The organism is Streptomyces sp. NPDC026062, from assembly GCF_055568375.1.
In genome coordinates this window covers 207850-222206 of record NZ_JBVHOQ010000001.1, presented here as the reverse complement: position 1 = coordinate 222206, position 14357 = coordinate 207850, and the positions used below count along the sequence as shown (strand labels likewise).

11 protein-coding genes and 1 tRNA gene are annotated in these 14357 nt (G+C 70.9%); 2 read left to right on the top strand and 10 right to left on the bottom strand.

The genetic code is table 11. The features are described 5' to 3' along the window. Positions 1-19: 19 nt before the first annotated feature. Entirely contained in the window at positions 20-1702 is a 1683-nt protein-coding gene (locus tag ACZ4LX_RS00950; RefSeq protein WP_467636856.1) for a thiamine pyrophosphate-binding protein, read from the bottom strand. A 385-nt stretch (positions 1703-2087) separates the two neighbouring features. Beyond that, on the bottom strand, positions 2088-3392 hold the full coding sequence (locus ACZ4LX_RS00945) for a DUF2254 domain-containing protein (protein ID WP_467636356.1): 1305 nt from the start codon (positions 3390-3392) through the stop codon (positions 2088-2090). A gap of 246 nt (positions 3393-3638) precedes the next feature. Between ACZ4LX_RS00945 and ACZ4LX_RS00940 the strand changes: the two genes are divergently transcribed. Then, positions 3639-3726: transfer RNA gene (locus ACZ4LX_RS00940), tRNA-Leu, on the top strand. Positions 3727-3785: 59 nt separating this feature from the next. Here ACZ4LX_RS00940 and ACZ4LX_RS00935 read toward each other — a convergent pair. The 7 genes from ACZ4LX_RS00935 to ACZ4LX_RS00905 all read right to left on the bottom strand — a co-directional run bounded on the left by ACZ4LX_RS00935 (position 3786) and on the right by ACZ4LX_RS00905 (position 11311). Next, complete coding sequence (locus ACZ4LX_RS00935) at positions 3786-5390, bottom strand: FAD-dependent monooxygenase (protein ID WP_467636354.1); 1605 nt, start codon at positions 5388-5390, stop codon at positions 3786-3788. 262 nt (positions 5391-5652) lie between these two features. Continuing rightward, on the bottom strand, positions 5653-6147 hold the full coding sequence (locus ACZ4LX_RS00930) for a hypothetical protein (RefSeq protein WP_467636351.1): 495 nt from the start codon (positions 6145-6147) through the stop codon (positions 5653-5655). A gap of 341 nt (positions 6148-6488) precedes the next feature. Then, positions 6489-6848: a peptidoglycan-binding domain-containing protein gene (locus ACZ4LX_RS00925; RefSeq protein ID WP_467636348.1), complete on the bottom strand. Its 360-nt coding sequence runs from the start codon at positions 6846-6848 to the stop codon at positions 6489-6491. 271 nt (positions 6849-7119) lie between these two features. Further along, positions 7120-7770, bottom strand: a complete 651-nt coding sequence (locus ACZ4LX_RS00920) for a class F sortase (protein ID WP_467636346.1) — start codon at positions 7768-7770, stop codon at positions 7120-7122. Positions 7771-7860: 90 nt separating this feature from the next. Further along, positions 7861-8280, bottom strand: coding sequence for a sortase-dependent protein (locus tag ACZ4LX_RS00915; RefSeq protein WP_467636344.1), 420 nt, complete (start codon positions 8278-8280; stop codon positions 7861-7863). A gap of 126 nt (positions 8281-8406) precedes the next feature. Then, the gene (locus ACZ4LX_RS00910) at positions 8407-10413 is read right to left on the bottom strand and encodes a sensor histidine kinase (RefSeq protein WP_467636852.1); all 2007 of its coding nucleotides are present in this window, start codon (positions 10411-10413) and stop codon (positions 8407-8409) included. Between the two features lie 163 nt (positions 10414-10576). Continuing rightward, entirely contained in the window at positions 10577-11311 is a 735-nt protein-coding gene (locus tag ACZ4LX_RS00905; protein WP_467636341.1) for a response regulator transcription factor, read from the bottom strand. Between the two features lie 184 nt (positions 11312-11495). Between ACZ4LX_RS00905 and ACZ4LX_RS00900 the strand changes: the two genes are divergently transcribed. Next, positions 11496-12293: a maleylpyruvate isomerase family mycothiol-dependent enzyme gene (locus ACZ4LX_RS00900; protein ID WP_467636339.1), complete on the top strand. Its 798-nt coding sequence runs from the start codon at positions 11496-11498 to the stop codon at positions 12291-12293. A 57-nt stretch (positions 12294-12350) separates the two neighbouring features. Here the strand turns inward: ACZ4LX_RS00900 and ACZ4LX_RS00895 are convergent, their stop codons facing one another. Then, positions 12351-14081 carry an AAA family ATPase gene (locus tag ACZ4LX_RS00895; protein ID WP_467636336.1) on the bottom strand — a complete coding sequence of 577 codons (1731 nt, stop codon included), beginning with the start codon at positions 14079-14081 and terminating at the stop codon, positions 12351-12353. Positions 14082-14357 lie beyond the last annotated feature (276 nt).

The following is a 14357-nucleotide window of genomic DNA, read 5'->3' as shown; positions in this document are numbered from 1 at the left end:
CTCTGCTGCTCGTGCACGGCTACTTGTACATGGTCTGGTTCATGGTTCCGGGGGCGTACGCGTCGGGGTCGACCCAGACATTGATCAGCGACGGCAGCCCCGACTCGCGGGCCCTTCGCAGGGCCGGCGCGATGTCGGCGGGGTCGCGGACCTCTTCGCCGTAACCCCCCAGCATCTGCGCGAACTTGTCGTAGTGGACGTCGCCCAGGGTGTTGCCGACCCGCTCGCGCGCCTCTCCGTACTTGGCCTTCTGGCCGTAACGGATCTGGTTCATCGAGGAGTTGTTGCCGACGATGCCGACGAACGGGAGGCCGTAGCGGACCAGCGTCTCGAAGTCCCAGCCGGTGAGGGAGAAGGCACCGTCCCCGAAGAGCGCGACGACCTCCTTGTCGGGCCGGGCCTGCTTGGCGGCCAGGACGAACGGCACGCCGACGCCGAGGGTGCCGAGCGGTCCCGGGTCCATCCAGTGGCCGGGCGACTTCGGCTGTACGACCTGGCCGGAGAAGGTCACGATGTCGCCGCCGTCCCCGATGTAGATCGAGTCCTCGGTGAGGAAGTCGTTGATCTCGCTGACCAGCCGGTAGGGATGGATCGGCGAGGAGTCCGACCTCAGACTCGGCAACCTCTTCCCGACCGCGCTCTGTTCGGCGGTGCGCAGCTCCTCCAGCCAGGCCTTGCGCCTGACCGCACCGCCGTTGAGCCGCCCGCTCGCGGCCTCGGTGACGGCTTTGAGGACCAGGTCCGCGTCACCGACGATCCCGAGGTCGATGTCCCGGTTCTTGCCGACGGTGCGGTAGTCGAGATCGATCTGCACGACGGTGGCGTCGGGGGAGAGCCGCTTGCCGTAGCCCATGCGGAAGTCGAACGGGGTCCCCACGATGACGATGAGGTCGGCGTTGGAGAACGCGTAGCGGCGCGACAGCTGGAAGTGGTGCGGATCGCCGGGCGGGAGGGTGCCTCGGCCCGCGCCGTTCATGTACGCCGGGACGTTCAGGGTGCGTACGAGTTCGATCGCGGAGTCCGTGGCCCGGGTGGTCCACACCTGGCTTCCCAGCAGGATCGCCGGCTTCTCGGCACGCACCAGCAGGTCGGCCAGCTTCTCGATCGCCTCGGGGTCGCCGGGCGAGCGGGTCGAGGCCCGGTACTGCCCGGCCTGCGGCACCCGGGCCTTCGACACCGGCACCTTGGCGTCCAGCACATCGCGCGGAATTTCCAGGAAGGACGGGCCGGGGGCACCGTGGTAGCACTCGCGGAAAGCCATGGACACCATGTCGGCGGCGCGCGTGGTGTCCGGCACGGAGGCGGAGAACTTCGAGATGGGCGCCATCATCTCGACATGCGGCAGGTCCTGGAGCGAACCCATCCGGTGCTGACTGTGCGCCCCCTGGCCCCCGATCAGCACCATGGGGGACTCGGCCCGGAAGGCGTTCGCGACGCCCGTCACCGCGTCCGTCGTCCCCGGCCCGGCGGTGACGACGGCACATCCCGGCTTCCCGGTGATCCGTGCGTAGCCGTCCGCGGCGTGGGCGGCGACCTGCTCGTGGCGTACGTCGACGACCTCGATGCCCTCGTCGACACAGCCGTCGTAGATGTCGATGATGTGGCCGCCGCAGAGGGTGTAGACGCGCTCCACTCCCTCGGCCTTCAACGCCTTCGCGACCAAGTGCCCTCCGGAAATGAGGTCCTGGCTGTCCTCGGGCATGAGGATCCCTGTCCCTTCGTAGGGGGCGCGGAAGCCGGTCCAGCACTTCCGCGTGAATTGCATACAGTCGACGAATACTGTATGAACCTTGTTATCCCTCATCCGGTGGGTGGTGTCCAGGGGGCGTACGGCAGTTTCGTGATCGGCGCGACCGTGCGAGCACCGGGAGTGGTCATGGATCCGTACGGGCACCGGGTGCGGCAACCGTGCGCGGAACGTGGCACACCCGCAGAGGAGTCCGGCGGGTACCGGGGCAAGGGGCCGCCCCGGCCCGCTCGCGGTTCCGCGCGCCCGGCCGGAACCCCGGCCGGCTTACTCCGGGCCGGCGCCGTACCTCCGCGCCCTCGGGGCCCTCATGCGGCACCGCCCCGTGGGGGCGGAGCGCTCACCCGATCCCCTGCCGGTCGGGCAGCAGCGCGAACTCCCGCTCGGCGGCCTCCGGCACCGTCCGCTCCACCGCCTGCACCAGCAGCGCCCGGTGCCGGATCAGCGGATCCTGCCGCTCCGGCCCGGCCAGCAGCACCAGGTCGTCGATACCGGCCAGCAGCCGCCGGGTGACCTGTGGGCTGGCGGTCGCGCACCGCCGGATCTCCTCGAACCCCAGATCGACGAGGTCCACCCACCCCGGCACATCCTGAACGAGCCGCACCGCCCCCGCGCGGTCCCGGTAGTGGGCGACACCGAGGGGGAGCTTCGCCACGGCCGCGAGGAACTGCACGATCCGGTCGAGGCACTGCACGGCGGTGGTCGGATCGTTCACCGCCGACGACAGGGCCCGCAGAGCGATGTCCGACAGCTGCCGCAGCCCGAACGCCAGATCCTGGTGGAGCGTGCGCTCCACCCCCACGGACACCGTGTACCGCAGCGAGCGCCGGGACGGGGCGCTCCCGCCGTGCACCGCCAGCACCGGCATGCCGGGTACGACGAAGTCCCCGAGCCGGGGGACCAGCCGCAGCACCGCGCCCTGCTTCCGCGCGGCCCGGACCAGCCGTGCCACGTTCACGTCCCGCAGCACCCCGGCGCGCCCCTCGTGCAGGATCTGCCCGGTCTCGGCGGGAAGCGCGCCTTCCTCCGGCTTGCCGACAGGCATCCGCCGCAGCACGTGGAAGGAGTCCCGGGCGATCCGGTCGACGACGGGACCGACCTGCATCAGCCGCAGGGTCGAGCTGACGTACGTGATGAAGAGCAGCAGGCTGAGCCCGACGAGCACGGCCGTCAGCACGCTCTGCAGGAAGGGGACGGACACGACGTGGCGCGGATCGGCGGTGCTCTCGTACGAGCTCAGGACCAGCAGCGAGAACACGAAGGTCGCCAGGAAGACGGAGAGTGTGAGTTTGCTGATCCGGCTCCGTACGAAGATCCGTACCACCCGGGGCGTGAGCTGCCCGCTCGCCATCTGCAGGGCGACCAGCGAGATGCTGAAGACCACACCGATGAAGGTCATCATCGCCGAGCTGATCGTGACGACGATCGTCTGTGTGTCCTCGGCGATCGAGAGCAGGTCCTGGATCTCGTCGTACGCCTGCTCGTCCTGGAGGTAGGCCACGATCTGCTCGTCGAGGGCCGAGGCGACGAACCAGAGCAGGACGGCGCAGATCATCGTCAGGGTCGGAGCGAACCAGAAGGTCTCGCGCAGATGCTCACGCAGGGGCGACAGCGCACGAGGTGGCCGGTAGCCGCGATCACTCATGCCCGCGAACGTAACCCGGCCGGTCCGCGCGCCGACGGACGCGGCCATCGACGCTCCGGACGCACTGTGCGTACGCGGCGGACTGCGGACCGTACGCGTTCGGCCGACGTGCGGCACGTCCCCTCCCGCTGATGCGCTCGCACCGCACTGACCAGGGCGATGACCACCGGATATGCAGGTGAGAGCGACCCCAAACCCCTGGTATTGTTTTCTTTGTCGCCGCGGGAAACCGGGGCCGACCACCTGGTCCGGGTGGCGGAATGGCAGACGCGCTAGCTTGAGGTGCTAGTGCCCTTTATCGGGCGTGGGGGTTCAAGTCCCCCCTCGGACACCAGCAAGAGCCAGGGTATTCAGCTGAATACCCTGGCTCTTTCGTTGTGTCATGCCCGCGGTTCACTCCGTCGCGGACAGGGTCGCGAAGTACGCGGCCACCGCCTCCCGGGTGCCGGGGAGCGGGAAACGGGCGGCGAGCTGCCCGTCCGGACGGAGGAGGAAGCCGGTGGGTCCCTCGGGCCGGTAGAGGCGCGCGAACTCGCCGGCGCCGTCGTGGTACGCGGGAGTGTCCGGCGGGGAGTCGCGGCCGACCACGGTGACGGTGTGCGGCCCGCCCGCCTCGGACGCCTCACCAGCCTCGGCGTCGGCGCTCCTCTCCGCGTACCGCACCAGCACATGTCCGGTGAGTCCGCGCAGGACATCGAACAGCCGCAGCGGGTAGGTGGCCACCGGCGTGGTCAGCCCCGCGCAGTCGGGCGCACGGTCACCGGGCTGGGGTGCGTCGTCCGGCCCGTACGGGGCGGAGGCGAGGGGGCCGTCCCGGTACCCGACGAGCAGCTGGGCCTCGCGGAGCATCAGCGTCTCCATGTCGTCGGCGTCGTTCTCGATGCCCCGGGTCGCATGCCGGACGGTCCTGCCGACGACCTCTTCGCCGACCGGACGGCGTTCCGCGTCGTAGCTGGTGAGCAGGGCGGGACCGGCTTCCCCGCGCACGACGAGGGCGAGTTTCCAGGCCAGGTTGCAGGCGTCCTGGATGCCGGTGTTCATGCCCTGCGCCCCGGTCGGCGGATGAATGTGGGCGGCATCGCCCGCGACGAAGGCCCGGCCCTCGCCGTACCGGTCGACGATCCGGTGGCTGATGCGGAAGACGGAGGACCAGCGCATCCGGGACAGGGCCGCGGGTCTGGGGGCGATGCGGTCGACGACGGCCTGGATGTCGGAGAGCTCCGGAACGCGCCGGCCTTCCAGCCCGTGCGCCACCTCGGCCCCGTCGGCCGCCCCGGCGGAGAGTTCGGGTGGCACCAGCATGGACATGCGGTAGCGGCCGTGGCCCGGGAGCGGGATACAGACCAGCAGATCGCCGGTGGAGCCGTCCTCGCCGGTGCGGCTCGCCCGCACTCCGTAGCCGTACGGCAGGTCCCAGTCGGCCACGACGTCCGCGAGCATGTACTCCTCGGCGAAGGCCCCGCCCTCGAACGAGAGCCCCAGCCCCTTGCGTACGGCGCTGTGCGCGCCGTCGCAGCCGACCAGGAAACGGGTGCGGACCTCTTCGGTGGCGCCGGGTCCGGTGCGCAGGTGCGCCGTGACCCCCTTCGCGTCCTGCGTGAACGACAGCAGTTCGCTTCCGCGCTCGACGCGGGTGCCCAGGCCCGCCACGTACTCCTCCAGGATGCGCTCGGTCTCGTACTGCGGAAGCGCGGCGAACCCGTAGGGCACCTCGGGCGGGAGGACGAGATCGATCCGTGCCACCTCGCGGCCGTTGACGTGGATCAGCTGTCCGCGCATCGGAACGGCGGCCTCCAGCACGGTGCGCACCAGGCCCATCCGGTCCCAGATCTCCAGGGTGCGCGGCTGGATCCCGACGGCCTTGGCGTACGGGAGCCGGGCCGGCAGCCGCTCGACGACGCGGCACGACACCCCGCGACGGCGAAGCTCGGCCGCCGCACTCAGCCCGACCGGACCGGCGCCGGCGATCAGTACGTCGGTGGAGTGCTCGCCTGCCACGGATACCTCCCGGCGACCCGGCCCCCGGCGGATTCCTCCTCCATGGTCGCCCGGGGCGGAGGGGGCGGCGAGCCGGAACGGTTCCCGGGGAAGTGCCGACGTGCTCCGGCCGCTCCCCGTATCCACCAGGCACGCGGGGCGCGGCGCGCCGGGCAGCGGGTGAGGGGGCTCCGCCCGTGAGGGTGTCGGGCGAACGCCGCGCGGGCTCCGCCGCCGGCGGGGTTCTGCCGGCGGCGGAGCCCGCTCGGTGCTGGTTCCGGTGTCAGTGGAAGCTGAGCGAGGCGGAGCCCGGCTCGGCGGTGATCGAGCTGGGGCAGAGGAAGCTGCCCGAGCTCTTCGCCGCGGTGAAGGCCTGGTTCAGGTAGGTGCGCGTGGAACCGTCGCGGGTCCAGCCGACGTTCGTGGCCCGGTAGCTGCAGGAGACGATGCTCTGCTTCACCGTGATGTCGATGAGGTCGGACGTCGCCGTCCCGGCTGTGTCGTCGAAGGTGAGTGCCGCGTCGTTGTTGAGGGTGGCGCTCGCGCCGCCGGTGCAGCTCAGCCCGCTGTTCACGGTCGAGCGGTCGATGGTCAGGGCGGTGGGCGGGTTCGCGGTGACGGTGGCGTTGGACCACGTACAGGTGCTGCCCGCAGCCGTGATGGAGCCGTCGACCTGCTGCGACTCCGCAAGACCTGCCGCACTCGCGGCAGTTGACGCACCGGCCATGAGGGCGACCGCCAGGGCGGCGACGCACGAAAGTTTCCGTGTGGGCTTCATGTCACTCCTCCGTGCCGCGTTCCTGTGGGGGATGAACGGCACCCCGTTCGCGTACGCGGCAAGGCGCGGACGGGGTATCACGCAGGGACCGTCCCACAAGGACCTTTAAATGTCAGGTACGTGTCAACGTATTGGCTGGATGGTGCTCACCACTTCTCTGGTGGGGCGTGAGCGGTCGGGAGCGGACGACGGCTGAGGCTGTCGTGCGGGTGGGCGCTGCCCTTGCCGTGCGGCAGGGTCCCGTCGCGATGCCGTACCGGCATCGCGACGGGACCCTTGATTTCGACGAGCCGGGGAGTCGCCTCCCCGCGGGCAGGGCCCCTGGCCGAATCCGGGTGGCTCTACTTCGGGTACGGGTCGTAGCAGTCGGGGACGGGGTTGTAGAGGGCGTTCCAGGTTCTGGCCCCGATGATTCCGTCCTTGGTCAGGCCGTGGCACCCCTGGATCCACTTGATCTTGGTGCGCGTTCCGCTGCCGAAGATGCCGTCGACCGTCAGCTTGGGGACACCGCCCCAGACGTTCGACAGGCACTGGGCCTGCTTGACCGCTACTCCCGTGTTTCCGTATTGCACGGTCGGACGGTAGGTCGAGGAAGCGTAGGCGCAGCCGCCGGGCACGGCGTTGGCCGATGGTGCGCCGAGCCCCAGTGCTCCGGCGGCGAGGACGGTGGCGCTCAGGACGGACATGATCTGGTGTTTCATGGCACCTTCCCGCAATCGTTCAGCCACTCTGCGTGACTGTTTTCGACTGTAGGGAAGCGGAAGTTCCGTGTCGAGAGTGGTGACTCGATGGTTCTTTCAGCACGTTTGTCCGGTGTGGTGCCGTCCGGTGCTCCACTCGTACTCCCGATGTGGCGTACAGCGGTGCGTGGCACACGTGGGGTTGTCGGGACCTGATGCGGTGACGGAACATCATGAACGGTTGGCCTGATTCGTCCACGCCCTCATCCTGAGCCCGTCCTGATGAGGCCCGTCACCCTCTCGTCGCGTAGACGATGAGGTTGTCGACGGGGTGCCCCTGGGCGTCGAACGCACCGTCGCAGGTGATCAGCCGAAGGGCCCGGTCTTTCGTCCGTCCGTAGACCCGGGCCGTCGGGAACGCCGTCTTGCGCGCTGTCTCACGGCCGGTGACCTTGAAACGGACCTCGGTCCCCTTCTCGTCCCGGACGGTGATGTCCGCACCCTTGGTGATCTTCTTGAGGTCATGGAAGACGGCGCGGCCGAGACGGGTGTCGTTGTGACCGATCAGTACGGCAGGCCCCGGCTCGCCGGGCACGGCGCCGCCGGTGTACCAGCCGACCGTCATGCCCTTCTCGGCGGGTGGTACTTCGACCGTGCCGTCGGTGTTGAGGCCGAGGCGCATGATGTCGCTGTCCACCCCGAGGGAGGGGATGGAGACGTGGGCCGGTGCCTGGGCGGCGGCCTTCCCCGGGCTCCCGGTCGCGGACGGGGTGCCGGCATCGGGGGTGCCGGCCGAGGTGGGGGCCTGCGCGACGGCGGCCGGGGACTTCGACGGCGAGGCGTCGGAGCAGCCGGTGAGTGCGGTCAGCGCGGTCAGCGCCAGGCAGGTGTAGACCGGCAGTGCGGTGCGGCGGTGCCAAAAGGGCTGCGTTGTACGGGGCATGGCGGCGGGCTCCTGGGACGTTCGGACGACGGCAGTGGCGCCGCCCGGTGAAGGACGGCGCCACTGCGGGCTGTTCGGCTGCGGGGCAGGTCAGCCGTTGCGGCGGACGGTACGGCGACGGCGCAGAACGACCGTTCCGGCGCCGGCGACCAGCAGCGCGGCCACCGCGGAACCCGTGACGGCGGCGGTGTCGTCGGGCGACGTACCGGCCGGCTCCTCACCGGCCGCGACCCCACCCCGGGGCGCGACCGACGGCACGGCCGACGGGGCCTCAGCCGCGGGCGTGGGGCTGTCGCCCGCGGCCACGCCACCACGCGGCCTCACGGACGGGGTCGCGGCGGAGGGCGCCCGGGTCGGCGCGGCGGAGGGCTCGGCGCTCGGTTCGGCGGGCACGGCCGACGGCGTCGCGGTGGGCGAGGAGTCGGCGAAAGCGGCGGTTGCCGGTACGCAGACCGCGCCGACCGCGACAGCGGTGAGGACAGCAGTACGCAGAGACGTACGCAAGGGCATGAACATGGCTCCGTTCCAGGTCGGCCTCGACGGGCGCCGCGGTGCGGAAGCGCACCGCGGCGCGAGGCGTACCGACAGGCTGGCGCGAAGTTATGAAGAAGCTGTCAGAACGCTGTGGTCATCGCATCAGGACCGCGCGGGACCGGCCGAGGGGACGGACGCGGGACCGGCCGAGGCCGAGTCCTCCGGCCCGTCGGCCGGAAGGCGCAGGGTGAAGACCGAGCCCTCGCCCGGCACACTCACCGCCGTCGCCGTGCCGCCGTGTGCCTCCGCGAGTTTCCGTACGATCGCCAGCCCGAGCCCGCTGCCTCCGGTGCGGCGGCTGCGGGACTTCTCGCCGCGCCAGAAGCGGTCGAAGACATGGGCGAGGTCCTCGGCCGGAATGCCGGTGCCCGTGTCCGTCACGTCCACCAGCACCGCGTCGCCCGACTCGGATCCGTACGCACGCAGGGTGACCTTCCCGCCGGAGGGGGTGTGACGGACCGCGTTCGACACCAGATTGCCGATGGCCTGGCGGAGCCGGACCGGATCGGCCGTCAGCTCCGGAACGGCAGGGCCCGGCAGCGACGGCGCCACCGTCAGGGTCACTCCCGCCGTTTCCGCTCGGGCCTGGTGCGCGGCGGCCACCTGTCCGAGCAGCTCCTCGACGCGTACCGGTCCGGCGTGCAGCCGCAGAGCGCCGGCGTCGGCCTGGGCCAGGTCCTGGAGGTCGTCGATGATGTGCTGCAACTGCACGGCCTCCTCGTGCAGGGAGGCGATGAACGCCGGGTCCGGATCGGCCACCCCGTCCTGCGCCGCTTCCAGCCAGCCGCGGATGTTGCTCAGCGGGGTGCGCAGCTCATGGGCGACATCGCTGACCATGGCCTTGCGCTGGGCCTCCAGCCGCGCACGGTGGGCGGACATGTCGTTGAACGTGGCCGCGAGCCGCCCGATCTCGTTGTCCGCCGTGACCAGGACGGGCGCGGTGTCCTCCCCGTCCCGCATGCGCTGGGCGGCCCCCGTCAGGGCGCGCAGGGGACGGACGAGCCGGGCACCGAGGAGCACCGAAGCGCCGACCGCGAGGGCCAGGACGAGTGCGGCCGCGCCGGCGATCCTCGCGGTGTTCGCCGGGGAGAGGTCGAATCCGGGGACGGTGGTGCCACCGGTGTCGCTGATGAAGAGCAGGGCGGGCGAGGCGACGTACGAGCTGAGCTGTTCACGCCGGGCCGTGCCCACGCAGGAGGCGATGGCCCGGTCGTCCTCGCTGGTGCCGACGGCGGGGGAGGGGGCGGCGCTCGGCATGACGCTGGGCGTCTCGGCCGGCGCGGCGCTCCTCGCGGCCTCCGGCCCGACGCCGGGTGTGGTGCGGGGCGCCTCGGTCGGCGGCACGGTGGGTACGGCCGTGGGTACGGGTGCCGCGCTCTGCCCCCAGGAAAGATCGAGCCTGAGATCCACCCCGTTGCGGTCCTGACGCTTCAGACACGCGTCGGTCAGCTGGTTGAGTGCCTTCAGGGCCTTTCGCTCGGTGGCCGTCGGGGTGTCCAGGGCGTCAGTGGTGCAACGCGTTCCCTGGAGCCGGTCGGGGTCGTTGCCCACCACCTGGATCACCGGGCGCCCGCTCTCGGTCCGGACGACGTCGGAGGCGATCCCGGACTCGCTGAGGCAGGCCACGCCCCGGTCGGCGATCTGTCGCAACGCGGTACGTTCCGAGGCCGGCAGCCGGAACGGCCCGACCGCACGTGGATCGACCCGGTCCGCCGGAGATCCGGACGGGCCCGCGTTCTCGGCCGCCAGTGCGGTGTCCACCGACAGCGGGTCCACGATCGCCGACGCCTGGGCCGGCAGCGCCGAGGCCTTCTCCGGGGCGGCCGAGTCGGCGAGGGGCGCTCGCTGTTCGGTGGTCAGTGCGATCCGCCGGCCGGACTGCTCGGCCAGGTCGCGCACGGTGTCGCCGACACCGTCCCAGGTGGGGTGAGCCGCCGCGTAGCCGAGCAGGCTGTGGTAGATGCGGGCGTCGGTGGTGAGGTTCTGGCCCTGCTCATGCAGGATCGCGCCGGACGTCGTCTGCACGGCGAGCCAGGCCGTGGCGGCGACCGAACACGCCGCCACCAGAGCCGATACGGCCAGCAGCCTGGCGAACAGGCTTTTGCGCAACGGCAGTCGGCGCGGCCGCGTCGGTATCTGCGTCTGCGTCTGCGTCTGCTTCTGCGCCTTCGACTGAGCCTGCGTCTGTGCCTGTGCCTGTGCTGGTGTCTGTGCCTGCGTCTGTTCCTTTGTCCGCTCCTGTGCCCGCTTCTGCTGGACGGCCGGGTGCGCGCTACGACGACGCACGGGCCGCCGCCTTCGCCGGGTCGGTCAGTTTGTAGCCGACACCGAAGACGGTGAGCAGCCGGGCCGGCCGGTGGGGCGCGGGTTCGATCTTCTTGCGCAGGTTCATGACGTGCACGTCGACCGTGCGGTTGCTGATGTACCGGTCGAATCCGTGCAGTTCCGCGAGCAGTTGCTGCCGGGAGAAGACCCGGTCCGGCTCGGCCGCCAGCGCCGCCAGGATCCTGAACTCGCCCGGAGTGCACTCGACTGCCTCGCCGTCGACCGACACCAGATGACGGGTGGGATCGACCACGAGCGTCCCGACCCTCAGAACGGCCTCGTCCACCGGGCCCGCAGCGGTGGCGCCCGTGGTGCGCCGGCTGCGGCGCAGAAGGGTGCGGACCCGGGCCATCAGCTCCCGCGGGCTGTACGGCTTGGTCACGTAGTCGTCGGCACCGAGATCGAGGCCGAGCAGCAGGTCGTCCTCCGTGGTGCGGGCCGTCAGCATCAGTACCGGCAGCTCCCGGCACTCGGCGCGCAGCACACGTACGACGTCCAGACCGTCCGCCCGCGGCATCATCACATCGAGGACCAGCAGGTCGGGCTCCCGCTGCCGGACCTGCTCAAGCGCCGCGAGGCCGTCGCCGACGACCGTGACGGCGTGCCCTTCCCGTTCGAGGTAGCGGCGGAGGAGCTCGGCCTGTTTCTCGTCGTCCTCGGCAATGATCACGTTTGCGCACACGTGCTCGATCGTAGAGGGGTTCGGACAGCGGGTGCTCACCCCTTGCTGTGAGGCCGTGTGAACTGCTCTTGTGTACCCGCAGGTAACAGACGGCGGGCGGACGGCGGACGCGTGGGCGGCGGCGTCCCACGAGGACGGTGGCGCAGTGAAGCCGGAGTCACGGACGGGGCAGGGAGTGAGTGGTGTGCGTGGTGTGCTGCCCGAGGGGCTGGCCGAGGCGATAGGTACGACAGCCGAGGAGATCGCGGAGCTGCTGCGCGCCGCCCCCGACACCTGCGCTCCCGTACCGGGACTGACGTGGACGGTGGGGGAGGCGGCCGCGCACCTGGCGCAGGCCAACGCGCTGATGGCCGATGTGGCGGCCGGGCAGCCGCGCCCCTACGGCGACGGCACTCCGCAGGACATCGCCGCGGCCAACGAGGAGGCACTCGCCGCTTTCGGTGAGCGGGCGGCGGAGCCCCTGGCCGCGTTGATCGTCTCGGGGGCGGCCGACTGTCTGGAAGCGTCGGCCGGACACTCCGCGGAAGAGATCCTGATGACGCCGATGGGCCCGATGAACCGTGTGGTCCTCGGCTCGTACCTGCTGACCCACATGCTGGGACACGGATACGACCTGGCCCGCGCGCTGAAGCGCCCGCACATGATCGGCCCCGCCCGGGTCCGGCTGGCGCTCCCGTTCATGATCCAGGCCATGCCCCGGGTGACCGACGCCGCCGCCACAACAGGGCTGAACGCCCGCTACGCGGTACGGCTCCGGGGCGGCGGCCGCTTCGGCGTGACGTTCACCCAGGGCGCGGCGGTGGTGGGCGACGAACTGCCGGACCGCCCGGACTGCACCATCTCCATCGAGCCGGTCACGTTCCTGCTGATGGCGCTCGGCCGCAGCTCGCCGGTGGGCGCCATGGCCCGGGGATGTGTCTTCGCCTGGGGCCGCAAGCCGTGGATGGGGCCGAAGTTCCCGGCGTACTTCAAGGTGCCCTGAGCACGCACAGGTGCGCGCCCGTGGGCACGGGCGCGCCCGGATTCCACGGCCGACGGTCTACGAACCGCTGTTCTCATGCGACTCCATGAGCTCCTGGTGTGCGGCCACGACGTCCTCGGCGAGCACAGTCACCATCTCCGTACGGCTCGGTGTGCTGTCGGCATGCGCGGCGTACAGCCGCAGATCCCGCTGGGCGGAGGCCTTCTGGCACAACTCGCGCGCGAACCGGGCGTTGCCCACCGTGTCGGCCATGCCGCTGTCCACGATCGCCGCACAGAACGTTCCCAGGACCTCGACCGCCCCGGAGTCGGGTTCGTCGCCCTGGGCGGCCAGGACCGTGCGGGCGATGAGGACCAGCTCCTGCGCGGAGTACGAGGGGAAGTCGACGCGTGTGGTGAAGCGCGATACGAGTCCGGGATTGGCGGCGAGCAGGCCGGCCATCTCGTCGCGGTATCCGGCGAGGACGACGACGAGCCGGTCACGGTCGTCCTCGGCCCGCTTCAGGAGGACCTGCAACGCCTCGTCCCCGAAGGCGTCGCCGCCGCTGTACCCGCTGTTGGACAGGGCGTACGCCTCGTCGATGAACAGCACCCCGTTGAGTGCCGAGTCGATGACCTTGCTGGTCTTGATGGCCGTCGACCCCAGGTGCTGCCCGACGAGGTCGACGCGCTGGGCCTCGATCACATGCCCCGAACTGAGCAGCCCGAGCCCGGCGAAGACCTTGCCGATGATGCGGGCGACCGTTGTCTTCCCGGTGCCTGGAGGCCCCGCGAAGACGAAGTGCCGGGGCTTGGCACCTCCGGGAAGGCCCTGCTCCTCCCGCAGCGCGGCCATGCGCAACTGTGCCATCAGGGTGAGCACTTGCCGCTTCACCGGCTCAAGGCCGATCATGCCGTCGAGCGACTTCTGTGCCTCGGCGAGGAGCCGCGCCCTCGCCTCGGTGGACAGCCCGCCGGAATCGGGTCCGTCGTCCGCGGTGCCACTCGTGGACGGCGGGGCTCCGGTCTGTGACGTAAGGGCAGGTGACGACGCCACCGGCTGTCGCGGCCTCGGCGGAACCAGGTCCTGGGCGCGAGGGGCCGGGGGCGCGGGGGCAGGGGCGGGCCGGGCCTGGGCGCGGGCGTCCACGTCGAAGAGGCCGGGCGCACAGCGGAAGGCGTACTGGTATCGCTTCAACGCCTCCTCCTGCCTCCCCAGTTCCTCCAGCGAACGTCCCATGAAGTACTTCGTCTCGGCATCGAAGCGGCTGCCCTTCTCCAGCTTCCGGGGCAACGGCGCCAGGACGTTCAGCGCCTCGTGGTGGACGCCTTGGGCGAAGAGTGCCGCGCCGACGTACAACTGCGCCTCGTCGTAAAGGAAGGCGTCACCGATACCGGTCGCGAACCGTAGGACGAGAGCCCAGTCCTCCTTGACGAACGCGTAGCGCGTACAGACGAACCTGGTCTCGTCGCAGTCGAGTTGTGCGGTCGAGAGCCCGGCCCACGCCTCGTCGGCCCGCTTCTTGTCCAGCAACGAGGACATGGCCGCCAGCCACAGGTCGCGAGCGTTCTCCAGGCGGAAGGTGACGTAGTGGCCGATCTGGAAGGTGGACCGCAGCGGCAGCCCGAACTTCGTCCGCAGCGCACCGAAGGTCCCGGAACACCGGAGCATGGCATCCAGCGCCTCCTGCTGCCGCAGACCGGTGGCGTGCAGCCCCAGCCACGCGTCGGCTGCGGAAGGGTCGTGGGTCGTGGCGAGTGCGAACTGCGCGCCCGCGCCCGCGGTGTCCCCGCGCTGCATCATCGCCATCGCCAGGTTCCACGCCTGCTCGGCCTTCCTGGCCGAACCACGGCTCGCGGCTGGACCCTGTACGTGACTCTCCCCTCGACGGGCGCGCGGCCCGCGCCTGCGGCCGACGGGGCCCACCCTGATGACCTGGAACTCTGTTCAGGATAACCAACCTTCCCCCGCCCCGCGCGGATGTGGGTACGCCCCGCCCGGCATCCGGGATGCCGCCCGACCGGGTTGGATTGTCGATAGATTGCAGTCGCACGGTGGCAGCGGCGGTGCCGGGCAGGGCGCATC

Coding starts and splice junctions, on each gene's coding strand:
- ACZ4LX_RS00950 (WP_467636856.1), bottom strand. CDS start 1,702: ATGCCCGAGGACAGCCAGGACCTCATTTCCGGAGGGCACTTGGTCGCG.
- ACZ4LX_RS00925 (WP_467636348.1), bottom strand. CDS start 6,848: ATGAAACACCAGATCATGTCCGTCCTGAGCGCCACCGTCCTCGCCGCC.
- ACZ4LX_RS00915 (WP_467636344.1), bottom strand. CDS start 8,280: ATGCCCTTGCGTACGTCTCTGCGTACTGCTGTCCTCACCGCTGTCGCG.
- ACZ4LX_RS00930 (WP_467636351.1), bottom strand. CDS start 6,147: ATGAAGCCCACACGGAAACTTTCGTGCGTCGCCGCCCTGGCGGTCGCC.
- ACZ4LX_RS00895 (WP_467636336.1), bottom strand. CDS start 14,081: ATGGCGATGATGCAGCGCGGGGACACCGCGGGCGCGGGCGCGCAGTTC.
- ACZ4LX_RS00920 (WP_467636346.1), bottom strand. CDS start 7,770: ATGCCCCGTACAACGCAGCCCTTTTGGCACCGCCGCACCGCACTGCCG.
- ACZ4LX_RS00945 (WP_467636356.1), bottom strand. CDS start 3,392: ATGAGTGATCGCGGCTACCGGCCACCTCGTGCGCTGTCGCCCCTGCGT.